18 protein-coding genes are annotated in these 25,985 nt (G+C 61.2%); 5 read left to right on the forward strand and 13 right to left on the reverse strand.

The genetic code is table 11. The features are described 5' to 3' along the window. Window positions 1-38: 38 nt before the first annotated feature. The 5 genes from ACZRN6_RS06885 to ACZRN6_RS06905 all read right to left on the reverse strand — a co-directional run bounded on the left by ACZRN6_RS06885 (window position 39) and on the right by ACZRN6_RS06905 (window position 4,967). Entirely contained in the window at window positions 39-1,445 is a 1,407-nt protein-coding gene (locus ACZRN6_RS06885; RefSeq protein WP_464007544.1) for a PIG-L deacetylase family protein, read from the reverse strand. Further along, entirely contained in the window at window positions 1,442-2,338 is an 897-nt protein-coding gene (locus tag ACZRN6_RS06890) for a GNAT family N-acetyltransferase (protein ID WP_464007545.1), read from the reverse strand. Before ACZRN6_RS06890 ends, ACZRN6_RS06885 begins: the two co-directional genes overlap by 4 nt. Then, window positions 2,339-4,096: a carbamoyltransferase family protein gene (locus tag ACZRN6_RS06895; protein WP_322142955.1), complete on the reverse strand. Its 1,758-nt coding sequence runs from the start codon at window positions 4,094-4,096 to the stop codon at window positions 2,339-2,341. 154 nt (window positions 4,097-4,250) lie between these two features. Then, the gene (locus ACZRN6_RS06900) at window positions 4,251-4,592 is read right to left on the reverse strand and encodes a YceK/YidQ family lipoprotein (protein ID WP_416152055.1); all 342 of its coding nucleotides are present in this window, start codon (window positions 4,590-4,592) and stop codon (window positions 4,251-4,253) included. Window positions 4,593-4,634: 42 nt separating this feature from the next. Next, complete coding sequence (locus tag ACZRN6_RS06905) at window positions 4,635-4,967, reverse strand: YceK/YidQ family lipoprotein (protein WP_322142953.1); 333 nt, start codon at window positions 4,965-4,967, stop codon at window positions 4,635-4,637. Between the two features lie 157 nt (window positions 4,968-5,124). Between ACZRN6_RS06905 and ACZRN6_RS06910 the strand changes: the two genes are divergently transcribed. After that, window positions 5,125-7,212 carry a TonB-dependent receptor family protein gene (locus tag ACZRN6_RS06910; RefSeq protein WP_464007546.1) on the forward strand — a complete coding sequence of 696 codons (2,088 nt, stop codon included), beginning with the start codon at window positions 5,125-5,127 and terminating at the stop codon, window positions 7,210-7,212. Window positions 7,213-7,477: 265 nt separating this feature from the next. On the opposite strand, the gene ACZRN6_RS06915 is transcribed toward ACZRN6_RS06910, so the two are convergent. The 8 genes from ACZRN6_RS06915 to glnE are packed head-to-tail and all read right to left on the reverse strand — an operon-like array spanning window position 7,478 to window position 17,431. Next, window positions 7,478-8,932 carry a lipopolysaccharide kinase InaA family protein gene (locus ACZRN6_RS06915; RefSeq protein WP_464007547.1) on the reverse strand — a complete coding sequence of 485 codons (1,455 nt, stop codon included), beginning with the start codon at window positions 8,930-8,932 and terminating at the stop codon, window positions 7,478-7,480. Further along, on the reverse strand, window positions 8,932-9,684 hold the full coding sequence (locus ACZRN6_RS06920; protein ID WP_464007548.1) for a lipopolysaccharide kinase InaA family protein: 753 nt from the start codon (window positions 9,682-9,684) through the stop codon (window positions 8,932-8,934). The genes ACZRN6_RS06915 and ACZRN6_RS06920 overlap by 1 nt, the downstream gene beginning before the upstream one ends. Beyond that, the gene (locus tag ACZRN6_RS06925; RefSeq protein WP_464007549.1) at window positions 9,681-10,415 is read right to left on the reverse strand and encodes a lipopolysaccharide kinase InaA family protein; all 735 of its coding nucleotides are present in this window, start codon (window positions 10,413-10,415) and stop codon (window positions 9,681-9,683) included. Before ACZRN6_RS06925 ends, ACZRN6_RS06920 begins: the two co-directional genes overlap by 4 nt. After that, a complete protein-coding gene (rfaP, locus tag ACZRN6_RS06930; protein ID WP_322142948.1) occupies window positions 10,415-11,221 on the reverse strand; it encodes a lipopolysaccharide core heptose(I) kinase RfaP in 807 nt (268 codons plus the stop codon). The genes ACZRN6_RS06925 and rfaP overlap by 1 nt, the downstream gene beginning before the upstream one ends. Then, complete coding sequence (locus ACZRN6_RS06935) at window positions 11,218-12,342, reverse strand: glycosyltransferase family 4 protein (protein WP_464007550.1); 1,125 nt, start codon at window positions 12,340-12,342, stop codon at window positions 11,218-11,220. The genes rfaP and ACZRN6_RS06935 overlap by 4 nt, the downstream gene beginning before the upstream one ends. Beyond that, entirely contained in the window at window positions 12,342-13,400 is a 1,059-nt protein-coding gene (waaC, locus tag ACZRN6_RS06940; RefSeq protein ID WP_322142946.1) for a lipopolysaccharide heptosyltransferase I, read from the reverse strand. The genes ACZRN6_RS06935 and waaC overlap by 1 nt, the downstream gene beginning before the upstream one ends. Window position 13,401: 1 nt before the next feature. Continuing rightward, the gene (gene waaF, locus ACZRN6_RS06945; protein ID WP_464007551.1) at window positions 13,402-14,436 is read right to left on the reverse strand and encodes a lipopolysaccharide heptosyltransferase II; all 1,035 of its coding nucleotides are present in this window, start codon (window positions 14,434-14,436) and stop codon (window positions 13,402-13,404) included. A 55-nt stretch (window positions 14,437-14,491) separates the two neighbouring features. After that, window positions 14,492-17,431, reverse strand: coding sequence for a bifunctional [glutamate--ammonia ligase]-adenylyl-L-tyrosine phosphorylase/[glutamate--ammonia-ligase] adenylyltransferase (glnE, locus tag ACZRN6_RS06950; protein ID WP_464007552.1), 2,940 nt, complete (start codon window positions 17,429-17,431; stop codon window positions 14,492-14,494). 383 nt (window positions 17,432-17,814) lie between these two features. Between glnE and aceE the strand changes: the two genes are divergently transcribed. The 4 genes from aceE (at window position 17,815) to msrA (ending at window position 25,942) form a co-directional block, all read left to right on the forward strand. Then, entirely contained in the window at window positions 17,815-20,460 is a 2,646-nt protein-coding gene (gene aceE / locus ACZRN6_RS06955) for a pyruvate dehydrogenase (acetyl-transferring), homodimeric type (RefSeq protein WP_322142943.1), read from the forward strand. An 11-nt stretch (window positions 20,461-20,471) separates the two neighbouring features. Further along, window positions 20,472-22,112, forward strand: a complete 1,641-nt coding sequence (gene aceF, locus ACZRN6_RS06960; RefSeq protein WP_464007553.1) for a dihydrolipoyllysine-residue acetyltransferase — start codon at window positions 20,472-20,474, stop codon at window positions 22,110-22,112. A gap of 417 nt (window positions 22,113-22,529) precedes the next feature. Next, window positions 22,530-25,220 (forward strand): putative bifunctional diguanylate cyclase/phosphodiesterase, encoded by a 2,691-nt coding sequence (locus tag ACZRN6_RS06965; protein ID WP_322142941.1) that lies wholly within the window; start codon window positions 22,530-22,532, stop codon window positions 25,218-25,220. Window positions 25,221-25,294: 74 nt separating this feature from the next. Beyond that, window positions 25,295-25,942 carry a peptide-methionine (S)-S-oxide reductase MsrA gene (gene msrA / locus ACZRN6_RS06970; protein WP_464007554.1) on the forward strand — a complete coding sequence of 216 codons (648 nt, stop codon included), beginning with the start codon at window positions 25,295-25,297 and terminating at the stop codon, window positions 25,940-25,942. The last annotated feature ends 43 nt before the right edge of the window (window positions 25,943-25,985 follow it).

Consider the following 25,985-nt stretch of genomic DNA (forward strand, 5'->3'; position numbering starts at 1 on the left):
GGGTCGGCAGGCGCTGCAAGCCTGCCTTCAATAAGGTCTCAGTCCTGCTTTAAAACCCAGAGCAACTCATGACGACGCACCGCCTTGCGGAAGAACTCATTCTCTCCGTAAGGCGATGGACTACGGCCCGCCAGTAATTGCTGCAACCACCTGCGCACGCGGCGCTTGAACGGCGCGCGCGGCTGCAAGTCGTGCATCATGCCCAGCGCCATGGCCTTGTCCTGCTGCTGGCTCAACGTCAGTGGCAAGCTGCACGGGACCAGCTCAAGCGTGGCGTCGAACCGCGGCGGCAGGGCCACACCCGCACCCGAGTCACCCATGGGCCAGCGGTCGTTATCATGCAAGTGATTGGCATAACCGAGCAACGTACCCGGCTGCCATTCCAGGCCTTGCAGGGCCTGGAGAATCGCGGCGTGCGCGCAGATGTGATCCGGGTGCGGATCCAGCAGCGGCGTTGGCAACACAATCACCTGCGGGCGCGCCTTGAGCAGCAGTGCACGCAGGTCAGCAATCAGGTTGTTCCAGGTCGGCGCGCCGTCCACATCCCCGGGCAAGGCCAGGGTATTGAACTGGCGAAACAGCCGCGTATCGTCCAGCTGTGCTTCCCGGGACACCTGGGGCTGGTCCGGCGCGGCCTGCATCGCCGGAAGTTGCATGCAGAAGTAGCCCAATTGCACGCACTGCGCCTCGGGCACACCCGCCCAACGCGGCACGGTGACGCTGTCCCAGGCACGCAGGCGGCCTTTGATCCGTGCAGCATCGGCCTTGGGCATGCCCATTTGTTGATAATGATCGGCTTCGATTTCACCCGCCGTAAGGGTGACGATCCAGCTCTCATCGGCCTGGCTGTAAAGGCTGAATGCGGCCAACTCGGCATCATCGGCATGGGGCGCGATCACCATCACACGCTGGCGACGGTAATCCGGCTGGCGGAATACCCATAGCGTCGGCTGCCCCTTGATCCGGCAAAAGCGCCCGCGCAAGCGCAGCTTTCCGCTGGCCAATGCTGCGCCCGCGCCGGTCAGGTTGAGATAGCGCCGGCCTGCGACACCACGCTCGAAGACTTGCAGGTCCGGCGTATCCAGGCCCAGCAACTCTACCGCAGGGTCCAGAAAGCGTCCGAGCCAGGAACTCTTGAGCTCAATGCCGACGATCAGGGTTTCATCTCCCGCCAAGGGCGTGTCCAACACCAGCCGCCCGGCGTCAAGGCGCAGGCCCGCGCACTCGCTGCCCTCGGGAAACGCGTATTCATAGTCGTCTTTAGACGAGTAGAACAGGTGGTCGGCAAACCAGGCTTCATGCGCGGCCCACAGCACTACCGCAAGGATCAGCGGCAGCCACCAGGCCACCAGCACACCGACAGCCACCAGCAACAACAGGCCAACCAACAACGCAATACGCTTGTTGCGTCGATGCTGCTTGAGCAATTGCTGCTTGCGGCTCATACGCTGAACACCGGCACCGGGTTGCACCAGCGCTCCTTGTATTCGCGATCGGAACGCCCAAATGAGAAACGCAGGGGCTTGTCGCTCGCCCGCGCCTGCTCCCAGGCACTTTGGGTATTGAGGAAACTCAGCACGCTGCCGGGACTGAATGCCTTGGTTTCAGGGTCGACACCGCCGTTGACGTACTCGGCACTGACCCACGCCGGCGCCTGCACCTGATACACCAGTTGCACGGCAATCGCGGCGTCATTGAGAAACAGCACCGAGCCGAACAGGAATTCCTTGAGCAGCTCAAGCACCTCAGCCAGACGTTCAGCACCCGCTGCCGGGAAACCCCAGCGCCGCTGGAACAGGTCGCAATAAATCGCTGCCAGTTCGCTGCTGGAAAACTCACTGACCGCCCGCGCCACGCCGCCCGCCTCTTCCAGCAAGCGCAGTTCGCGGCGCTGGTTATAGCGAAACTTTTTCGACAGCTCTTCCGGTGTACGCGCCATGGCCAACTGCTCGGCCTGGGGCTTGAGGGTGTTCACGCGCCCTTCATTCAGCGCCGACAGATAACGCGCCCGATGGCGCACAGGAAGCTGCGCATCGGCGGCAATCGGCAGGATGATCTCGGCGTTACCCAGATCGAACAGGCCTTTTTTGCCTTTGCGCTTGAGCACGTCCTTGGACAGGGCCAGGTCGCGCCCCCAGGTGGCAATCGCCCCTTTCAGCTCGCCGTCCTGCTCCCAGCCCAGGTAACGCACCGGAATCTGCGCCAGGTGCGCCAGCCGCTCGACGATCTGCGGATGAGTCGCCACGCTACCGCCAAAACGCTGCCAGGCCTGGGCGTAAACCTCGGCCTCGACAGGCGTCCAGCCACGTTCACGCCAGCCCTGGAAGCGGTTCAGCATTTAAACCACAGCGTCATAAGGGTCTACGCCGTCCTTGACCACCAGGATGTCTTCCATGATCAAGTACTGCAGGTCGGAACCGAAGAACATGTTCAGCGCGTCGGTCGGCGAGCAGATCATCGCTTCTCCACGACGGTTGAGCGAGGTGTTCAGCGACACGCCGTTGCCGGTCAGCACTTCCAGCTCTTTCATCATGTCGTAGTAACGCGGGTTGTATTCGCGCTTGAGCACCTGGGCGCGGGAGGTGCCATCTTCATGGACTACTTCCGGCACGCGGGTTTTCCACTCCTCCGACACTTCAAAAGTGAAGGTCATGAACGGCGCCGGGTGATCGACCTTGATCATCTGCGGGGCCACGGTGTCGAGCATCGACGGGCAGAAAGGCCTCCAGCGCTCGCGGAACTTGATCTGGTGGTTGATGCGGTCAGCCACGCCAGTGGCGCTCGGGCAACCGATGATCGAACGACCGCCCAGGGCGCGCGGACCAAACTCCATGCGGCCCTGGAACCAGGCCACCGGGTTGCCATCGACCATGATCTTGGCGATGCGCTTCGGGGTATTTTCGATCTGGCGCCATACCGGCTTGCTCGCATGCTTGGCACATGCGGCAATCACGTCTTCGTTGCTGTAGGACGGGCCGAGATAGACGTGTTCCATCTTCTCTACCGGCACCCCACGGGCGTGGGACACGTAGGCTGCCGCACCGACCGCCGTACCGGCATCGCCGGACGCCGGCTGCACGAACAGCTCCTTGACGTCGTCACGGGCAATGATCTTCTGGTTCAGCTTGACGTTCAGCGCACAGCCGCCGGCGAAGGCCAGCTTGCCGGTATCTTTGAGAATATCGCCCAGGTAATGGTCGATCATCTGCAACGCCAGCTTCTCGAACAGCGCCTGCATGCTGGCCGCGTAGTGGATGTAAGGCTCGTCGGCGATGTCGCCTTCGCGCTTGGGCCCCAGCCACTCGATCAGTTTCGGCGAGAAGTAGAAACCCTTGCCCTTCTCTTTGTAGCGGCGCAGGCCGATGACGTTGGCATAGTCGGTGTTGATCACCAACTCGCCGTTTTCGAAGGAGGCCAAACGCGAGAAATCGTACTTGCTGGCATCGCCATACGGCGCCATGCCCATGACCTTGAACTCACCGTCGAGCATCTCGAAACCGAGGAACTCGGTGATCGCACCGTACAGGCCGCCCAGGGAGTCCGGGTCGTAGAATTCCTTGATCTTGTGGATCTTGCCGTTTTCACCGTAGCCGAAGAACGTGGTGGCGTACTCACCCTTGCCGTCGATCCCCAGGATCGCGGTCTTCTCCTGGAAGCCGGAGCAGTGATAGGCACTGGAAGCGTGGGCCAGGTGGTGTTCAACCGGTTCGATCTTGATTTTCTTCGGATCGAAACCCAGCTGCTCCAGGCACCAGACGATCTTGTTGCGATAGCGCTTGTAGCGACGGTTGCCCATCAGGATCGCGTCGAGGGCGCGGTCCGGGGCATACCAGTAACGCTTGGCATAGTGCCAGCGGGCCTCGCCGAACAGGCTGATGGGGGCGAACGGAATCGCCACCACGTCAACGTCGGAAGGCTTGATACCGGCTTGTTCCAGGCAGAACTTCGCCGACTCGTAGGGCATGCGGTTCTTTGCATGTTTGTCGCGTACGAAGCGCTCTTCTTCGGCGGCCGCGATCAGCTTGCCGTCGATATACAAGGCTGCGGAAGGATCATGGCTAAGGGCGCCGGACAGGCCAAGAATCGTCAATGCCACAGGGGTCTAGCCTCTTTTAGTCTGCATGCAGGCGCGTCACGCCTGAAAAAAGTGTGCTCCTCGCCGGGGCGAGAAACAGCTAAAGGGCGAGATTATAGCGTAAACACGCGGCCGGATGATCTAGGGATTGTGGCGACCGGTTGTCACTGCGAGGCTAGCGGAAGATCTCGATACTGCCGTCCTTGTTCTGGCGGTAGACGGTGTAGGGCAGCACGAGGGTGTCGAGCAAGCCGGAGCCCACAAGTTCGGCGGCGAAGATCGGCAAGGAGCCGGAGGCATCGCGCGTGTGCTCCTTGGTGGTGTCGGGGGCGCCGTTCAATGTGCAAAAACCGTAGATCACCCCACTGTAGATACGCGGCACGTTTTCACAATAACTGCGCGATTCCTTGAGGTTCTGGCTGGCAACCGCGTCCGGGCGAAAGACGGTGTTGATCGTGCCGCAACCCGCAACGGATACCAGAAGCACGGCGAGAAGGACGTTGGTTGCGAGACTCATGGACAACTCCATTTGGCATAAGTGTGGGCATTCACCCAATGCTCATGCACCGGGTCGCCAGTAAATACTGATGTTGCCGTCAGTACTTTGCCTATAGACCGTATAAGGCAGCACCACTGTATCAACAATGCCCGAAACCGTTATATCCAACAGAACGAACGGCACCAGTATGCCGGTGGGATCCGGCGCGGCATGCAACAGGCAAAAATCAAAGGCGACACCACTGTAGACACGAGGAATGGACTGGCAGTAGGTTTTTTGCTTCCTGAGCTCACGTGCTGCTGCCGCGTCTTCGCGCACGACAGTATTGAGCGACCCGCAGCCGCTCACTGTCACTAAAGCGATGCCAAGTGCAGCCGTCAGTCTTAGTGTCATGGCGAGCCCTCTGAATGGTCAGCAACGCTAACATCGGCCCCGTTGGCGACCCAGCCCCCATGCACCGCTGGGCCATGTAGGAGGATTCCGAAATGGTAAAAGCTGACCGAATCGTTAAACTCGCGCACTTTTGTGCGTCATGGATGTTGGTTTACTCATGAAAGTTGTTGCTCCCACCCGCTTCGCCCTGTTGCTCCCCGGCCTGTTCGGCCTGTGTACCGCCACCCAGGCCGACGAAGCACCGCTGGTGCTCGACCCCAGCGTGGTCACTGGTTCGCGCAGCGCCAGCCCGTCATTTGACCTGCCTTACTCGGTGGACAGCATCAGCCGCGAGCAAATCAGCGACGGCCAACTGGGCATCAACGCCTCCGAAGCGCTGTCTCGGGTCCCGGGGCTGGTGGTTCAGAATCGCCAGAACTATGCCCAGGACTTGCAGATTTCATCCCGCGGCTTCGGCGCACGTTCAGCGTTTGGTGTACGCGGCATCAAGCTGATAGCCGACGGCATCCCCGCCAGCACCCCGGACGGCCAGGGCCAGGCAGCGACGTTCAACCTCGACACCGCCGAGCGCATCGAAGTCCTGCGCGGCCCGGCTGCGACGCTGTATGGCAGCAATGCGGGCGGCGTGATCCAGATGTTTTCCCGCAATGGCGAAGGCCCGCCGCGCATCGGCGCCGAGACGCTGGTGGGCAGTGACGGCTTGAGCAAAAACCACCTGACCGCGGAGGGCGCGGCAAACGGCGCAGGCTTCGTGCTGGACGCCTCGCGCATGGACACCGATGGCTATCGTGACCATAGCAGCGCCCGCCGCGACCAGACCTTTGCCAAGCTCAACTTCGAGCCGGACGAGGACAGCAAACTCGCGCTGATCTACAGCAGCCTGGAGCAAAACGGCACCCAGGACCCACTGGGCCAGGCGTGGGATGCGTACAAGGCCGACCCGCGCTCGGTCAGCAGCGCCGCCGAGATTTACAACACCCGCAAAAGCATCGACCACCAACAATTGGGGATGAATTACGAGCGGTACTTTGGCGATGCCACGCTGCAGGTGAATGGCTATACCGGGCGGCGGAGTGTGATTCAGTATTTGTCGATTCCCGGCGGCACAGCGCCAGACAAGCGCGGCGGCGTTGTGGACTTTGACCGGAAGTTCTATGGAGGCTCAGTCCATTGGCTACAGCCTGTGACGAGTGCACCGGGCGACCTAACCGTTATTACCGGCCTTGATTACGACCGCAGCCAGGACGACCGCCAAGGCTATTCCAACACGCTCAACGGCGAACACGGTGTGAAAGGTGCCCTGGGCCGTGACGAAATCGACACCGCTACCAGCCTCGACCCATTCGTCCAGGCCAACTGGCTGCTGGGCGACTGGACACTGCAAGCAGGGCTGCGCCACAGCACCATGAAAATGGACGTGGACGACCACTTCCTGAGCGACGGCAACGACAGCGGCAACAAGACTTACCAGAAGAACACGCCATCGGTCAGCGTGATGTACGCCTTCACACCCGACCTCCATGGCTACGTAAGCGCCGGCAAGGGCTTTGAAACACCAACCCAGGCAGAGTCGGCCTACTCGACGACATCCAATGGCTTCAACTTTGCCCTCAAACCGTCGGTCAGCAAGCAATTTGAAGTTGGACTGAAGGCGCGACTGGGTCAGGATACGCGCGTCAATGCGGCTCTGTTCCAAATTACCACCGAGGATGAATTGGTGGTCCTGTCATCCAAAGACGGACGCACCACTTACCAAAACGCCGGCCGCACCCTGCGCCGCGGCTTCGAACTGGGCATCGAAAGCCAGCTCAACGAGCAATGGAGTACCAACGTCGCCTACACCCGCCTGCAAGCCACCTACGACAGCGACTTCATCGGCGGCGGCAAACCCGTGGACAAGGGCAACTACCTGCCCGGCGTCCCGCAAACCACGCTGTTCGCCGAGCTCAACTGGAAACCCCGGGACTGGGTCAGCACCGCCCTGGAAGGCATGTACCGCAGCAAGGTCTACGTCGAAGACACCAACCAGCAACACGCGGCACCGGGCTACAGCGTATTCAATTGGCGCGCACGGTTTGAACAGAAGGTGGAGCACTGGACGTTTCACCAGACCTTGCGCCTGGATAACCTGCTCGATCGCCAGTACGTAGGGTCAGTGATTGTCGGGGACGGGAACGCTCGGTATTACGAGGCGGCGCCGGGCCGCTCGTGGTATGCAGGGGCCGGCGCCGAGTACAGCTTTTAAGCTCAGAAACGCAGGTTTCCAGTCTGTCGCGTACCTTTGCGACTCGTGGGTTGCTGCCTGTTCAGGTCGGTGCGGCTGGCATCGGTATCGGGGGCCGGTGCCACGACAGGCTGCGGCTCAAGGGCGGCCTCGCGTTTCGGGCGACTGTGGGTCGGGGCAACAACGTGATGGCTGACGCCAACAGGGGTATTCAAGCGCATGGGTAGATCTCCAAATGAACCTATGAGTCGTTGGAAGCCTACCGCGCGTCATCAGCCCAACCCGACTAACTATTTACCCCACTTACCGCCCTTGGCAGCCGCTGGTCAATCACTTGATACAACGCACTGCTCTCGGGCCAGTTGCGCATGAACCGCGCCCGGTCCTTGACATAGGCCGGGGCGAAGCTGCTCAAGGAGCCGTGCTGGCACATCGAATCCAGGTCGATCAGCGCCCAGCGGTCCTCATGCCAGAACAGGTTATGCCCCTTGAAATCCCCATGACTGATGCGCTCGCGAATCAGCTCTGCAAACAGGTAATCAAGGGCCAGCAACTCAGCCTCGGGCGCCTCGCCGCTTTCAACATACGGCGCAAACCGCTCGATGATATCCGGCCCAGGCAAGTACTCGGTCACCAGGTAAGCCCGGCTGCGCAGCCACAGGAAGCGTTTTTCCAGCAAGGCCAGCGGCTTGGGCGTGGCGATGCCCAGGAACGCCAGGCGATTGCCTTCACGCCACGAATGCCAGGCCCGGCTCGGCCGCCAGAAGCGCTTGAGCCAATGGGCGAAACCCTTGATGTTGTAGCGCTTGATCACCAGCGGCCGACCGGCCACCTCGACCTTGGCGACGCTGGCCGCCCCGCCGGTTTTGTACAGGTGGCCCTGGTCGAGCAACGCGTCAGCCTGTTCCAGCACTGGCAGCATCGCGGCCTCTTCCTCGCGACGAATCGCGCGCAGGGCAAACGGCCCACGTATCACGCTGAACAGCGTGCACTCACGGCCCACCTTGCCCAGGAAGTCTTTCAAACGCCAGACGCTGACTTTGCGCACCTGCTTTTGCAATGCTTCCAGCGGCAGCGCGTGCTCACCGTTGGCCAGCAGGTAATGCACCAGTAACTCTTCGGTAAACGGCTCGAGGTTCTTCGGCAGTTGCGCGAAAAACACCCCGAGGTTTCCCAGCACCCGGTTGCGCGACAGCGGCTTGCCCGCCTCCTCAACACAGATCCCGGCACCATCGATCAAATACAATTTGCCGCCCTGACGCAGCAGGTTGTCCAGGTGCAGGTCTTCCTGCCACAGGCCCTTGGCATGCATCAGTGCAATCGCGCCCAGCGCTTCGGCGAGCACCGCTTCTTGTTCGGCGGCCAGCGGTGGCAAGCCTTCAACGGCGTGCCAGGCATCTGCCAGGCTGTCGGCGCCGTCGAGGAACTCGAACAGCAACCAGCCGCCCTCACCCTCTTGCAGACCATCGGCCAGCAACAGCGGGGTGGTCAGGCCTTGTTCGGCCAACAACCGCACGCCCTTGAGTTCACGCTGAAAATGCCGCGCCGCCTTGCTGCCTACCAGCAGCTTGGCCAGCACCGGACGACCGCGCCATACAGCTGCGCCAACATAGCGCTGGCCGGGCAATACCCGCAGCAGGCTGAACAACTGCAACTGCCCCGGACCGGCAGCGTCCACCAACTCGATGCTCAAGGGCAGGCTTGGCGTACGGCCGGCATTTTTCAGTTCGGACAAACGCATCAGCGCTTCTCCTTGTGACTGCGCCGGGCGACCAGGCGCTGGTGCCAAGTGGCAACCAATGCGCTGTCTTCAGGCTGCTCCAGGTACGCCGCCAACAGTTGGCGAACCTGATCGTCCGACCACTGCGGCGCACGGCGCAACAGCGGTTCCAGGTCCTTGACCCGGTCACGCCAGCCGAACAACAGCGGGCGGGTTTTCTCCAGGTCGATCAACTGCGCCGCATAACCGTCGCCGCGGGCCTGCAGGAAAATATGCTTGGGGTAAAAACAGCCATGCACCTGGCCCACGCTGTGCAACTGACGAGCAAGCTGACCGCAGGCCAGCAGGATCGCCCGCTGCTGCGCATCGCTCAATTCAGGCCATTGCTCCAGCAACGAATCCAGGTCATTCCAGCCGTCCAGCGCCCGGGTCAGCAGCATCGCACGATGCTCGCCGGCCACTTTGCGCTCACCAAAAAACGCCGCCTGCAACGCCGGAATACCCAGCTGCCGATAGCGGCTGATATTACGAAACTCGCGGGCAAAACTCGGCTCGCCAAACGGGCGGTGCAAGGTGCGCGTCAGGTAGTTGCTCTGGCGCTTGAGGTAGTAGCCCTGGCCTTCCAGCTCGAGGCGAAACACGCTGCTCCAGCCGCCGCGACTGGTGTTGGGCTCGTCCACTGCATCCAGTTGCTTGGCCCACAGCGCGTCGAAGGTGCCCAGGCCGTTGCGCTCAAGCAATGCTCGATCTTCGGCCGCCAGGAAATCACTCATTCTCGCCCCTCGAAAAACTTCACCACGTGGCGAATTCGCTGTTTGTCCGACGCGCTCAGATGCTTGCGCTGACGGTACTGCATGTAGAAGCGCAGGCGCTGGGTGGCCGACAGGTGATACTTGGCCACCTTGTCGAGGCAGGCCAGATCCTTGGTGATGCGGTATTTAAGCCAGAACCCGCGCCAGAAATCGCCGTTGGGGCAATCGATCAGGTACAGGGTTTGCTGGTCGTCGACCAGCAAGTTGCGCCATTTCAAATCGTTGTGGGTAAACCGATGCTCGTGCATGGTGCGCGTGTATTCAGCGAGCTGGCGGCTGATGTTGTTGACCCACACCGGGTCAGACAGTCGCGGGTCGTTGCGTTCAGCCAGCACCGACAGGTCTTCGGTCTTGGGCAGCTCACGGGTGATCATCGCCCCACGATCATAAGCCAGGCCCTTGCGTTCAAGGCCCCAGGCGATCACGTCGGCCGTGGGGATGCCCCACTTGGCGAAACGCTTGAGGTTCTGCCATTCGGACTTGACCCGGGGCTTGCCCAGGTAGCGGCGCAAACCCTTGCCGGCACCGACGTAGCGCTTGACGTAATAATTGACCCCGCCGCGCTCCACACGGATCACTTCAGACAGCGGGTCACGGGTCAGCCGCTCGCCTTGCAGGGCGAATACCGCGTCCAGGCTACCGAAGTCATCCGCCAGGGCGGCGTAAGCGGGTTCCAGGTTCCAACCCGCCATCAGAGCGCATCCCCATAACGTTGCTTGCGGTCGTAAAGCTTGGCCGCCTTGTGCTCCAGCCAGCCCAGCAAGGCGGCTTCTTCAGCAAGAATCTGGCGCAATGGCTGCTGGAAGTAGCCCTTGAGAAAGCGCAATTTGTCGCGCCGGGTCAAACCGATGTCCAGCGCCGAGAAGTACAGCGCGGCCAGGTCCTTGTTGCGCCAGCGCAACGGGATCTTCGAGCGCACGTGGGCACGGTGCAGGTCGATTACCGACAGCTTGAAGTCATCGGCCACCAGCGGCTTGTCAGTGTGCAGCAGGAAATGGCAGATGTAGCAGTCGCGGTGGTTAACCCCGGCGCGGTGCATCATGCCGGTCATGCGCGCCACTTCGGCGATCAATGCGTGCTTGATAACCGGCACGGGTGGCTGCTTGACCCAGTCCATGCTCAGGTCTTCAAGGCTGACAGTCGGCGCCAGTTCCTCGGTGACGATGAACGAGTGCTGGTCCGCCGGGTTGCTGCCCTTCTCGCCGTAAGCGACAGCGGTCATGGTCGGCACGCCCACTTCCTGCAGGCGCTGGATCGCCAGCCATTCCTGGCCTGCGCCCAGCACCGGCAACTTGGCAGTGATCAGGTTCTTGAGGATCTCGGCCCAGCCGATCCCCCGGTGGATTTTCACGAAAAAGCCGTGGCCGTCGACTTCCGTACGCAAGGTACGGCGGGCATCCAGTTCACGGTACACCTGGCCATCCAGCTTCTCGACTTCGGCGAACGCATCGCGCCCGGCCCACAGGGTCTTGAACGGTTCGGCAAGAATCAACTTCATCGGTTTGGCTCCGCCAGAATCAGGTCCGCAGCGTACTGCGGCATGCTATAGAGGTCGGCCGTCTCAGCGAAGGCCAGACCATTGCGGCTCCAGGCCGCGCGCGCTTGTGGATCGTCGAGCATGTCCACCAGGTACTGGTTGAGTTGGGCCTGCTCGAACGGTTCGTCCAACACCCGGCCACTTTGGGCCTCATTGATGTAAAACGCGTAACCGCAGACCTTGCTCACCAGCACCGGGAGGCCGGCGACCACCGCTTCGATCAGCACATTGCCGGCCGCCTCGTTGTAGGCAGGGTGAATCAACAGGTCGGCCCCCAGCAGAAAACGCGGGATATCGCTGCGCCCCTGGAAGAACTGCACCTGGTCGCCCAGCCCCAATGCGGCACTCTGCAACTGGAATACTTTGGGGTCGTCCTGGCCAATTACAAATAGCCGGGTACGTTTCTTCAAGTTCGATGGCAGTGCGGCCACGGCCTTCAGGCTGCGGTCGACGCCCTTGGTCTTGAAGCCCGAGCCGATCTGCACCAATAGCAGATCGTCGTCGGCCAGGCCGAATTCGCGACGAAACTCGGCGCGAATCTCGGCAGCATTGGGCGGCGCGCGACGGTCGCGGGCAATGCCCGGCGGCAGCAGGTGAAAGCGCGCAGGCTCGGTGCCGTAATACTGGGTAAACAACGGCTGCTGCTGCCGGGAGATCGTCAGGATTTTGGTCTTGGCGCCCTTGTCGAACACCGCCCGCTCGTACTCGGCAAAATGCCGATAACGGCCGAACCAGCGGTACATCGGGTTGCGCAGGTTTTGCGCCTTGTCTTCGAACACGCCGTCGGCGGCAAAGTACACGTCCAGCCCCGGCATTTTGTTGAAGCCCACCACCCGATCAACCGGACGTTTGGCCAGGTCGGCCTGGATCCAGGCATAGAGTTTTTCATTGCGCCGGTGATTGAAAAGCGCCTTGACAGGCGCCACCAGCACTTCAAAGCCCGGCGGCACATCCCCTTCCCAAATCAGGGTGTAGACGCGAATTTGATGGCCGCGCTGTTGGCACTCCAGGGCAATGCGCATGAAGTCGCGCTGCAGGCCACCAAATGGGAAGTATTTGTAGAGGACAAAAGCCAGTTGCATCAGTGTTCCCCAGCCAATAACAACGTGCTTAATCGCGTTGCGACACGCTCAGGGTTCAGGCGAGTGAAACACAGTGGCCACTCGCGTTTGAGATCAAACCGGCGCTGGTCTTCGGCGGTCGGTTGATAGGTGCATTTCTTTTGCAGGCACGGTGCACACGGGAAGTCGCTGGCCAGGTGGATCTGCGCCTTGCCGTAGGCGCCCGTCAGGCCGGGATTGGTCGGGCCGAACAACGAAATCGTCGGCACATCCAGCGCTGCTGCCAGGTGGCCGAGGCCGGTGTCTACCGCGACACACGCCTTGGCACTGGCCAGCACCCGAGCCACGCCTGCCAGGTTCAGCTTGGGCAGCACTTCGGCATTTTTCAGGCCTTTGGCCAGGCGTTCCGCCCGGGCCTTTTCGGTGGCATTGCCCCATGGCAATTTCACGTCCACGCCAAAGCGGTCCATGCGTTCGGCCAGGTCACGCCAGTAGGCTTCCGGCCAGTGCTTGGTGTCCCAGGTGGTGCCGTGCAGCAACAGCACAAACGGTTTTTTCGGCGGCAGGCCCAGCAGCTTGTCGACGCTGAGGCCGTAATCGCCCAGGCCTTTTGGCAGGTCATAACCGAGGGCGACGGCAAACAACTGGCGCAACCGCTCCACCGCATGCTGCCCACGGGCCACGGCCAGGCGCCGGGAATAGAAATGCGCGGCCAACGGCTCACGAGCCGACTGCTTGTCGAAGCCGGCCACCGGAGCACGCACGTAGCGGGTCAGCCAGGCACTTTTCAGCAAGCCCTGGGCGTCGATTACCAAGTCATATTTGGTCGACTGCACGCTCTTTTTGAAGCGCCGCCATTCGCCGCTCTTGAAGGTCTGCCAGAGGTTCTTGCGCCAGCGGCGAATCGCCACCGGGATCACCTTGTCCACCGCCGGGTGCCAGGTGGGAATTTCGGCGAAGCCTTCTTCCACCACCCAGTCGAAACGGATGCCCGGGATCGCCCGCGCCGCGTCGGTCAACGCCGGCAAGGCATGAATCACATCGCCCAGGGATGAGGTCTTGATTACCAGAACCCGCAACTTAACGAACCTCGACCACAGTGCCCTGCAACCGCTGCAACGCGTCGCTGACGGGTTGCGGCAGCAACTGGCGCAGGCAGTTGTAGTGGCCAAAGCGGCAAGTGCGGTCGAAACACGGGCTGCAATCCAGGCCCAGGCGCACCACTTCGACCTTGTCGGCCAACGGCGGGGTGAACCCGGGAGACGTCGAGCCGTACACCGCTACCAGCGGGCGATTCAGCGCCGCAGCCACGTGCATCAGGCCCGAGTCGTTGGACACCACCGAGTCGGCGCAGGACAGCAGGTCGATGGCCTCGGCCAGGGACGTGTCGCCGCTGAGGTTGACCGCTTCTTCGCGCAGGCCCGGGATCAGGCGCTGGCGAATATCCTCGCCCACCGAATGATCGTTTTTCGAGCCGAACAGCCAGACTTGCCAGCCTTCGCGGATCTTCATCTCCGCGACCTTGGCGTAATGCTCCGACGGCCAGCGCTTGGACTCGCCAAACTCCGCGCCTGGGCACAGCGCCAGCACCGGCCGGTCCAGCTCCAGGCCGAACTTGGCCAGGGCGGTGTCGCGGGTAACCGCGTCGATTTGCAGGCTCGGGCGCGGATAAGGCGTGGGCAACTCGGCACCCGGCGCGTAGGCCAGGGCCATGAAGCGCTCGATCATCAGCGGGTAGCGGGCCTTGTCGAGCTTGCGCACATCGTTGAGCAGGCCATAGCGAAACTCGCCACGCCAGCCGGAGCGCTTGGGGATGCCGGCAAAGAACGGCACCAGTGCCGACTTCATCGAGTTGGGCAACAGGATCGCCTGATCGTACTGGCCGGCCAGCGACTTGCCGATGCGTCGGCGGGTCGCCAGTTCCAGCGCGCCGTGGCCGAGCGGAAAGCTCAAGGCCTGGCGCACTTGGGGCATGCGCTCAAGAATCGGCCGGCTCCACTCGGGGGCGAGCACGTCGATTTGGCAATCGGGATGGCGCTGTTTAAGGCACTGGAACAGTGTCTGCGCCATCACCATGTCACCGACCCAACTGGGCCCAACGATCAGAATATTCATGTAGTTTCCACAAACGATACGGGGAGGCTCATGCCTCCCCGCCTTATATAGTGTTTCAGCTTAACCCCAGTTCACGCCAGATTCGCTGCACCTGGCGCCGTTCGTCAGCGAACTGGTCCCCGGCAACTGTCCCGGCCTCGTTCTGCAAGGCCTGGCGGTGAGCGGCGGAACGGTAGGCTTTATACACCTCGCGCAGCAAATGGGCATCGGCGGCAGGCATCAGCCCGACCTGCTCCAGCCCTTCCAGGATGCGGATATTGTCGGTGTAGCGCAGCAACGATGGATGTTGCGCAGACCACGCCAAAGCCGCGTATTGCACCATAAATTCAATATCGACGATACCTCCGGCGTCCTGCTTGAGGTCAAACGCCACCGTGGGTTCAAAGGCATTCGCCGCCGTTCCCGCCGCCGTGGACTTGGTGCCGAGGTTGTCACGCATCTTGGCGCGCATCTCACTGACCTCCAGGCGCAGCTTGTCCAGGTCCTGCGCGCGGCCCAGCACTTGCGCCCGCACTTGCTCAAAGGCACGACCGACATCCTGGCTGCCTACCAGCACCCGTGCGCGTACCAACGCCTGGTGTTCCCAGGTCCAGGCTTCGTTTTCCTGATAGCGCGCAAAGGCGCCCAGGGAACTCACCAGCAGACCGGAGGCGCCCGAAGGCCGCAGGCGCATGTCCACTTCATACAACTGCCCGGAGTTGGTCTGGGTGGTCAGCAGGTGAATGATCCGCTGGCCCAGCCGGGTAAAGAACTGCGCACCGTCGATCGGCTTGGCGCCGTCGGTTTCGGCTTGCGGGTCACCGTCATGGATAAACACCAGGTCCAGGTCCGAACCATGCCCCAATTCGATGCCGCCGACTTTCCCATAACCGACAATGACGAAGCCGGGATCGCACAAGGTGCCGTCGACCCGCTGCGGCGAGCCGTGACGGGCGACGGTCTGGCGCCAGGCGAGGGCCAGCACTTGTTCGAGGATCGCTTCGGCGAGCCAGGTCAGGTAGTCACTGACTTTCATCAGCGCCAGGCTGCCGGCGATTTCCGAGGCGGCGACTCGCAGGCGGTGGGCCAACTTGAAGTGACGCAAGGCTTCCATCTGCTGCTCAAGGTCATCTTCAGGTATGCGTGTCAGGCGTTCGCGCAATTCGGCGGCCAGTTCTGGCGCAAGCGGCGGCTTGAACAGGCGGCCTTCGTTGAGCAATTCGTCCAGCAGCAGTGGGAAGCGGGTGATTTGTTCGGCAATCCACGGGCTCGCGGCACATAGCGTCAGAAGGCGACGCAGGGCGTCAGGGTTTTCTGTCAGCAGCACCAGATAAGCGGAGCGACGGGCGACGGCTTCCACCAGCGGCAATACGCGCTCAAGCACCAGGTCCGGGTTGGCGTGTTCGACCGCCTGGGCCAGCAGGCGCGGGATAAACGCATCCAGACGCTCTCGACCCAAACGCTGCATGGCGCGCAATTGTGGGCTGCTGCGCAGGCCAGCCAGGGTTTTCAAGGCTTTGGGTGCGTCGGTAAACCCGCCTTCCTGCAATTGACGGCAGGCGGCTTCCTCGTCCTGGGACTCTTCCCACAACGGCAACCACTCACCGCCCACCACCAACTCGCTCTCTTCACCCTCTTCTTCATCCGGGTCGGCAATCACCTGGCGAAAATGCCAGTCCACCCGGCCACGCCAGTACATCAGGCGCTCATGGAACGCGGTCCAGTCCGGGAAACCCATCATGAAGGCAATCCGCGCCTGGTCTTCGGTACCGTCCGGGAGCATCTGCGTCTGGCGGTCGGCAATCGCCTGGATCGCGTGTTCGGTGTAGCGCAAAAATTCATAGCCATCGCGCAGCTCGGCAATCACCGCAGGCGGCAAATAGCCCTGGCCTTCCAGCGTGCCCAGCACTTTTAACAGCGGGCGCTGTTGCAGGCTCAGGTCGCGGCCGCCGTGGATCAGCTGGAACGCCTGGGCGATAAATTCCACTTCACGGATGCCGCCCGAACCCAGCTTGATATTCTCGGCCATGCCCTTGCGCCGCACTTCCTGCTGGATCAGCTGCTTCATGGTGCGCAGCGCTTCGATGGCGGAAAAGTCCAGGTAACGCCGGTAGACAAACGGGCGCAGCATGTCGAGCAATTGCGCACCGGCTACCTGGTCACCGGCTACCACCCGCGCCTTGATCATCGCGTAGCGTTCCCAGTCGCGGCCCTGGTCCTGGTAGTACTGCTCCAGTGCATTGAAACTAAGCACCAGTGCGCCGGCTGAACCATAAGGCCGCAGGCGCATGTCGACGCGGAATACGAAGCCGTCGACGGTCATCGGGTCCAGCGCCTTGATCAGTTTTTGACCAAGACGAATGAAAAATTCCTGGTTATCCAGCGAGCGTTTTACGCCCACCGTGTCGCCGCCTTCGGGGTAGGCGAAGATCAGGTCGATATCCGACGACAGATTCAACTCCACGGCCCCGAGCTTGCCCATGCCGAGGATAACCATGTGCTGCGGCTCGCCGCTGCGACGGCCGGTGGGCGTGCCGAACATTACGCAGTGGCGCTGGTACAACCACTGATAGGCCTGGTCGATACTGGCGTCGGCCATATCGGATAGATCGCGGCAGGTTTGCACCAGGTCCGCCTGTCGGGTCAGGTCGCGCCAGATGATCCGCACTTGCTGGCGGGTGCGCTGGCGGCGCAGGACGCGGCCCAGTTCGTCCTCTGTTTCGGCTTGTTGCACGGCAGCCGCAATCTGCCCGCACAGTTCACCGGGGGCAAAGCCGCGGTCCAACTCGCCCCAGGCCACCAGTTCCAGCAACATCAAAGGGTCACGAACACTCTGTTCAATCACAAAATCACTGGCAGCGCACACACGGGCGAAGTCAGCCCAACGTTGCGGCGTCCACGCAGAAAGGCCATTATCGCCGTCCAATCCGGCCACGGCGTCACGAAATGACTGCTCGGCCCGCTTGGCAAATGGAAGCAGGATGGCCGGCAATTCGGCCTGCACTGGAAGGCTCATGGTCTATCCTTGATCGGCGCGCAAATGGCTTGTAGCTGTGAACGCAAGAACCACGCTCGGTGGAGGACTGTCGAACAAAGGTTATAAATAGCTGAAATTAAATTCATTTTGGCAGGCAACATCAAGATTTCACCTTTTCTTGTTCGCAAATGACCAACAATAACGATTATGCTCGCCAGCTAGACCGAGCAATCCGCTCAGTCTTGTGTAGTTTTACTACTCGTATATACATTCGAAAGGCTGAAATGGCCGACGATTTGTAGTAAAACTACAGGACGCCGAAGCAACCTTCGGCCATCCAAGAATTTATGTCGTCTGCCCACAAGGCCAGTCGCAAACTTCAGGCAACCGATTCTGGTAGCCTTTCCGCCCTGGAGCAAGCCATGCAAGACCTCGATCCCGTCGAAACCCAGGAATGGCTGGACGCCCTGGAATCGGTTCTCGACAAAGAAGGCGAAGACCGTGCGCATTACCTGATGACCCGTATGGGCGAACTCGCGACCCGCAGCGGCTCGCAACTGCCTTACGCCATCACCACGCCGTACCGCAACACCATCCCGGTAACCCACGAAGCACGCATGCCTGGCGACCTGTTCATGGAACGCCGCATTCGCTCGCTGGTACGCTGGAACGCCATGGCGATGGTTATGCGCACGAACTTGAAAGATTCTGACCTGGGCGGTCACATCTCCAGCTTCGCTTCCAGCGCAACCCTGTATGACATCGGCTTCAACTACTTCTTCCAGGCCCCGACCGACGAACACGGCGGCGACCTGATCTACTTCCAGGGCCACACCTCGCCAGGCGTCTACGCCCGTGCGTTCATGGAAGGCCGCATCACCGAAGAACAAATGAACAACTTCCGCCAGGAAGTCGACGGCCAGGGCCTCTCGTCCTATCCGCACCCTTGGCTGATGCCTGATTTCTGGCAGTTCCCGACGGTATCCATGGGCCTCGGCCCGATCCAGGCGATCTACCAGGCACGCTTCATGAAGTACCTGGAAGCCCGTGGCTTCATCCCTGAAGGCAAGCAGAAGGTCTGGTGCTTCCTGGGCGACGGCGAGTGTGACGAGCCGGAATCCCTGGGCGCCATCTCCCTGGCCGGCCGCGAGAAGCTGGACAACCTGATCTTCGTCATCAACTGCAACCTGCAGCGCCTCGACGGCCCGGTTCGCGGCAACGGCAAGATCATCCAGGAACTCGAAGGCGTGTTCCGCGGTGCCCAGTGGAACGTGACCAAAGTCATCTGGGGCCGTTTCTGGGACCCACTGCTGGCCAAAGACGTTGACGGCATCCTGCAACGCCGGATGGACGAAGTCATCGACGGCGAGTACCAGAACTACAAGGCCAAAGACGGCGCGTTCGTGCGTGAACACTTCTTCAACTCGCCAGAACTCAAGGCGATGGTTGCTGATCTGTCCGACGACGAGATCTGGAAACTCAACCGTGGCGGCCACGACCCGTACAAGGTCTACGCGGCGTACCACGAAGCGGTCAACCACAAAGAACAACCTACCGTTATCCTGGCCAAGACCATCAAGGGTTATGGCACCGGTGCCGGCGAAGCGAAAAACACTGCGCACAACACCAAGAAGGTTGATGTTGAAAGCCTGAAGCTGTTCCGCGACCGCTTCGACATCCCGGTCAAGGACGAAGAGCTGGAGAACCTGCCGTTCTTCAAGCCGGAGCCAAACAGCGCCGAAGCCCGCTACCTCAGCGAGCGTCGTACTGCACTGGGCGGTTTCGTGCCACAGCGCCGCGCCAAGTCATTCGACATTCCTACACCGCCACTCGATACCCTCAAGGCTATCCTGGACGGCTCGGGCGACCGTGAAATCTCCACCACCATGGCTTTCGTGCGGATCCTCGCGCAGCTGGTCAAGGACAAGGAAATCGGTTCGCGTATCGTGCCGATCATCCCGGACGAGGCCCGTACCTTCGGTATGGAAGGCATGTTCCGTCAGTTGGGCATCTACTCCTCCGTCGGCCAGCTCTACGAGCCAGTCGATAAAGACCAGGTGATGTTCTACAAGGAAGACAAGAAGGGCCAGATCCTCGAAGAAGGCATCAACGAAGCGGGCGCCATGAGCTCCTTCATCGCTGCCGGTACTTCGTACTCCAGCCACAACCAGCCGATGCTGCCGTTCTACATCTTCTACTCGATGTTCGGTTTCCAGCGGATCGGCGACCTGGCTTGGGCAGCAGGTGACAGCCGTACCCGTGGCTTCCTGATTGGCGGTACTGCCGGGCGGACCACGCTGAACGGCGAAGGCCTGCAACACGAAGACGGTCACAGCCACATCCTGGCGGGCACCATCCCGAACTGCCGCACCTTTGATCCAACCTACGGCTATGAGCTGGCGGTGATCATCCAGGACGGCATGAAGAAGATGACCGAACAGCAGCAGGACGTTTTCTACTACATCACCGTGATGAACGAGTCCTACCAGCAGCCAGCCATGCCGGCCGGTGTCGAGGAAGGCATCATCAAGGGCATGTACCTGCTCGAAGAAGACACCAAGGAAGCGGCTCACCACGTGCAACTGATGGGCTCCGGCACCATCCTGCGCGAAGTGCGTGAAGCGGCGAAGATCCTGCGTGAAGAGTTCAACGTCGGTGCTGACGTATGGAGCGTTACCAGCTTCAACGAACTGCGTCGCGACGGCCTGGCCGTAGAGCGCAGCAACCGCCTGCACCCAGGCCAGAAGCCTGCGCTGACCTACGTTGAAGAGTGCCTGGCTGGCCGTAAAGGTCCGGTTATTGCCTCTACCGACTACATGAAACTGTTTGCTGAACAAATTCGTCAGTGGGTACCGTCCAAGGAATTCAAAGTCCTGGGCACCGACGGTTTCGGCCGTAGTGACAGCCGCAAGAAGCTGCGTCACTTCTTCGAAGTCGACCGTCACTTCGTGGTGTTGGCAGCCCTGGAAGCCTTGGCTGACCGTGGTGAAATCGAACCTAAGGTAGTGGCAGACGCTATCGTCAAGTTCGGGATCAACCCGGAAAAACGCAACCCACTGGACTGCTGAGGAGACTTTCTGTGAGCGAACTCATTCGCGTACCTGACATCGGCAGCGGTGAAGGTGAAGTAATTGAACTGTTTGTGAAGGTCGGCGACACCGTCGAAGCCGACCAGAGCATCCTGACCCTGGAGTCGGACAAGGCGAGCATGGAAATCCCTGCTCCCAAGGCCGGCGTGGTCAAAAGCCTGAAAGTGAAGCTGGGCGACCGCCTGAAAGAAGGCGACGAACTGCTTGAGCTGGAAATCGAAGGCGCCGCCGATGCGGCCCCTGCGGCGGCGGCTCCTGCTGCTGCCCCGGCTCCTGCCGCCGAGAAGCCTGCCACTGCTGCCGAGGCCCCTGCGGCACCGGCTGCTGCACCTGCCGCCGAAACAGTCCAGGACATTCATGTTCCGGACATCGGCTCGTCGGGCAAGGCCAAGATCATCGAGTTGCTGGTTAAAGTCGGCGACACCGTCGAAGCCGACCAGTCGCTGATCACCCTGGAGTCCGACAAGGCCTCCATGGAAATCCCGTCGCCGGCTGCTGGCGTGGTGGAAAGCATTGCCGTGAAGCTGGAAGACGAAGTCGGCACTGGCGACTTCATCCTCAAGCTGAAAGTGGCGGGCGCTGCTGCCCCTGCTGCCGCTCCAGCCGCCGCTGCTCCGGCCGCCAAGGCTGAAGCCGCACCGGCCGCCGCACCTGCACCTGCTGCAAAAGCCGAGGCCGCACCGGCCCCTGCTGCTGCGCCTGCGCCGAGCGGTGCCAAGGTTCACGCCGGCCCAGCCGTGCGTCAGCTGGCACGTGAGTTCGGCGTCGAGTTGAATGCCGTGTCGGCCACCGGCCCGCACGGTCGCGTGCTGAAGGAAGACGTGCAGGTTTACGTCAAATCCATGATGCAAAAAGCCAAGGAAGCTCCGGCAGCCGGCGGCGCCACCGGTGGTTCGGGCATTCCGCCGATCCCGGTCGTGGACTTCAGCCGCTTCGGCGAAACCGAAGAAGTGCCGATGACCCGCCTGATGCAAATCGGCGCGTCGAGCCTGCACCGCAGCTGGCTGAACATCCCGCACGTGACCCAGTTCGACCAGGCCGACATTACCGACCTGGAAGCTTTCCGCGTTGCGCAGAAAGCCGTCGCCGAGAAGGCCGGCGTTAAGCTGACCGTGCTGCCACTGCTGCTCAAGGCCTGCGCGCACCTGCTCAAGGAACTGCCGGACTTCAACAGCTCGCTGGCCCCTAGCGGCAAGGCGATCATTCGCAAGAAGTACGTGAACGTCGGCTTTGCAGTCGATACCCCGGACGGCCTGCTGGTGCCTGTGATCAAGAACGTTGATCAGAAGAGCCTGCTGCAATTGGCTGCCGAAGCGGCTGCACTGGCTGCCAAGGCCCGTGACAAGAAGCTGACCGCAGACGACATGCAAGGCGCCTGCTTCACCATCTCAAGCCTTGGGCACATTGGCGGCACTGGCTTCACGCCAATCGTCAACGCGCCGGAAGTGGCGATCCTGGGTGTTTCCAAGGCCACCATCCAGCCTGTGTGGGACGGTAAAGCGTTCCAGCCGAAGCTGATGCTGCCATTGTCGCTGTCCTACGATCACCGTGTGATCAACGGCGCGGCGGCGGCTCGCTTCACTCAGCGTCTGAGCCAGTTGCTGAACGACATCCGCACCATCCTGCTTTAAGCCTCAACAGGTCTTCTGCCCACGCAGAAGACCTGGCTTCAACGATTTCCGAGCGCCACGCTCGTACCTCAACCCCGCCAATTGGCGGGGCTTTTTTTGCCTGTTTTTCCTGTTCCTCTGTAGGAGCAAGCTTGCTCGCGAAGGCCGGCAACGATGACGCTGGCACCCTGAATGAACGCGGTGCCTGGGCGTTTTTCGCGAGCAAGCTCGCTCCTACAGTTGGGGGCGCATCTGGCCTTGGGAAAGCCATCGGTCACCCCGGTTGCAGAAATCCCCCGCCCGGCCGATAACACACTTATAGCACTTAGCCTTCATCCTCTCTTGTCAGCCCGTGCTGCATGATGCAACCTTGCCGCAGGCAACAGTAAAGAGGGCGTGAGCCCGGCGCGATGCGCATTTTTCCAAGCGAGTTCCTCCATGAAAAGCCAACCCGATGTCGCCCGTATGGCGGCCGAGGTAGTGACGCAATTACCGGTGCCTTCGCGCCTCGGTATGCTGCGTTTCGAGCGGCTTAATGAGGCAAGCTGGGCCCTGCTGTACCTCGACCCCAATTGCGAACGCCAGTTCGGCCTGCCCGCGGTGGAGCTGTGCGCCCTGATCGGCTCGCCCTACGCCAGCTTGATGGAACCCCAGGCGCGCTATCAGTTGCATGATGCGATCCAGGAACAACTGACCATCAGCCCGCATTACCTGGTGCGCTACACCCTGCACACCAATGACGGCCCGTTGAGCCTGCTGGAGCTGGGTGAGGCCTACAAACAACACAATCGTCACCTGCTGCGCGGCTACCTGATGGTGGTCGACGGCCTGTTCAGTGATATCTCGCCGTCCCCTGCAGCGGATCTCGAAAGCCAGAACAGCCGCCTGCAAATCGCCCTGGAGCTCAACCAGCGCGCCCAGCAGGAACAACTGCAACACCTTGAGCGGGTGCGTGCCCAGCAGGAGCTGATCCTGCTGCTGGCCCGCCAGCGCTACAGCACCAACAATTCGCTGCAAGAAGCCGCCGAGTTGATCACCCGCAGCGCCTGCGACATTTACCAGATTGATTGTGCCAGCATCTGGAACCTCGAAAATCAGCACCTGGTGCCGATTTCCGCCTACCACCGCGACGATCAGCAACACCACCTGCCAGAGCCTATCGATGCCAGCGGCTTCCCGGACTACCTGGAAGCCCTGCAAACCAGCCGCGCCATTGATGCCACCAACGCGATGCGCGATCCCCGCACCCGGGAAATGGCCGAGAGCCTTCGCCCGCGGGACATCCACGCCATGCTCGATGCCAGTATCCGCGTCGATGGCAACGTGGTCGGGGTGTTGTGCCTGGAGCAAAGCGGCAGCACTCGTGTCTGGCAATCCGATGAAATCGCGTTTGCCGGAGAGCTGGCCGACCAGTTCGCCCAAGTGATCAACAACCACAACCGCCGCACCGCCACCAGCGCCCTGCACTTGTTCCAGCGGGCCGTGGAGCAAAGCGCCAACGCGTTCCTGCTGGTCAACTGCGACGGCGTGGTGGAATACGTCAACCCCAGCTTTACCGCCATCACCCAGTACAGCACCGAAGAAGTCCACGGCCACCTGCTGTCGGAACTGCCGGCGCTGGAGAACCTCAGCGAACTGCTGTTCGACGCCCCTTCAAGCCTGGCCAAAAGCAATAGCTGGCAAGGCGAATTCAAGAGCCGGCGCAAAAACCTCGAACCCTACTGGGGCCAGTTGTCGATCTCCAAGGTCTATGGCGACAACCGCGAGCTGACGCACTACATCGGCATCTACGAAGACATCACCCAGACCAAGCTGGCCCAGCAGCGCATCGAGCGCCTGGCCTACACCGACAACCTGACCAACCTGGGCAACCGTCCGGCATTCATCCGTAACCTTGACGAACGTTTTGCCCGCGACAGCGACAGCTCCATCAGCCTGCTGCTGGTGGACATCGACAATTTCAAGCGGATCAACGACAGCCTCGGCCACCAGACCGGCGACAAATTGCTGATCAGCCTGGCCCGCCGCCTGCGCAACAGCCTGACCGCCAGCGGCAGCCTGGCGCGGTTTGCCAGTAATGAATTTGCCGTGCTGCTGGACGACACCGACCTTGAGACCGGCCAGCAGGTCGCCAGCCAGTTACTGGCGACCCTAGACAAGCCGATGTTTGTCGACAACCAGTTGATCAGCGTCACCGGTTCCGTGGGCCTGGCCTGCGCGCCGTTGCATGGCCGCGACCCGCAAACCCTGATGCGCAACGCAGGCCTTGCGCTGCACAAGGCCAAGGCCAATGGCAAACACCAGGTACAGGTGTTTACCGAAGCACTGAACGCCGAGGCCAGCTACAAGCTGTTCGTGGAAAACAACCTGCGTCGTGCCCTGACCCAAAACGAGTTGGACGTGTTCTACCAACCCAAGCTGTGCCTGCGCAGCGGTCGCCTGCTGGGCATGGAAGCGCTGTTGCGCTGGAACCATCCAGAGAAGGGCATGATCCGCCCCGATCAATTCATCAGCGTGGCCGAAGAGACCGGGCTGATTATCCCCATCGGCAAATGGATCGCCCGCCAGGCCTGCCGCATGAGCCGACAACTGACCGCCGCCGGCATGGGTAACCTGCAAGTGGCGATCAACCTGTCGCCCAAGCAGTTTTCCGACCCGGACCTGGTGGCCTCGATTGCCGCGATCCTCAAGGAAGAGCAGTTGCCAGCCAACCTGCTGGAACTGGAGCTGACCGAAGGCCTGCTGCTGGAAGCCACCGAAGACACGCGCTTGCAGCTGGACCAACTGAAAAGTTTTGGCCTGACCCTGGCCATGGATGACTTCGGCACCGGCTACTCGTCACTCAGCTACCTGAAAAAATTCCCGATCGACATCATCAAGATCGATCGCAGCTTTATTCATGAAATCCCCGACAACCAGGACGACATGGAAATCACCTCGGCAGTGATCGCCATGGCCCACAACCTCAAGCTCAAGGTGGTGGCCGAAGGCATTGAGACCGCCGAGCAACTGGCGTTCCTGCGCCGCCACCGTTGCGACGTCGGCCAGGGCTACCTGTTTGACCGGCCAATTCCGGGGTCCGAGCTGATCGAAAAGCTTAAACGCTACCCTCGCGGTCCAATCGCCTGACAGCGCTGTGACACTCGGGCACACTGGCGTTCTGAATTCTTACTTGTAACTCAATCTGACTGAGAGGACTGATCATGGTCTTGCGCTCGGAAATTCTGGTGAACAAAAACGTGCTCCCCACTCAAGAACAAGCGTTGCCTGGGCGTGAAACCCCAATGTCCCTGCCCGAAACTCACTTCGTCAACGGCAACCCGCTGCTGGGCCCGTTTGTCGACAACGTAGAGTTTGCGATCTTTGGCCTCGGTTGCTTCTGGGGTGCCGAGCGTCGTTTCTGGCAGCGCGAGGGCATCGTCAGCACGGTGGTCGGTTATGCCGGCGGCTACACGCCGAACCCGACCTATGAAGAAGTATGCTCGGGCCTGACCGGCCACAGCGAAGTGGTTCTGGTGGTGTTTGACCAGGACAAGATCAGCTACGAAGAGCTGCTGAAAATGTTCTGGGAACTGCACAACCCAACCCAGGGCATGCGCCAGGGCAATGACATCGGCAGCCAGTACCGCTCGGTGATCTATGCGGTCAAGCCGCAGCACCTGGAGGCGGCAAAAGCCAGCGCCCAGGCGTATCAGAATGAACTGACCAAGGCTGGCCTGGGCACCATCACCACGGAAATCGAAGAAGCCCCGACGGTTTACTTCGCCGAGGCCTATCACCAGCAGTACCTGGCGAAGAACCCGCAGGGTTACTGCGGGATCGGCGGCACGGGCGTGACCTGCCCGATCTGATTGATACACCAGCTGTAGGAGCCGGCTTGCCGGCGATAGCTAT

Source organism: Pseudomonas sp. A125, from assembly GCF_055409485.1.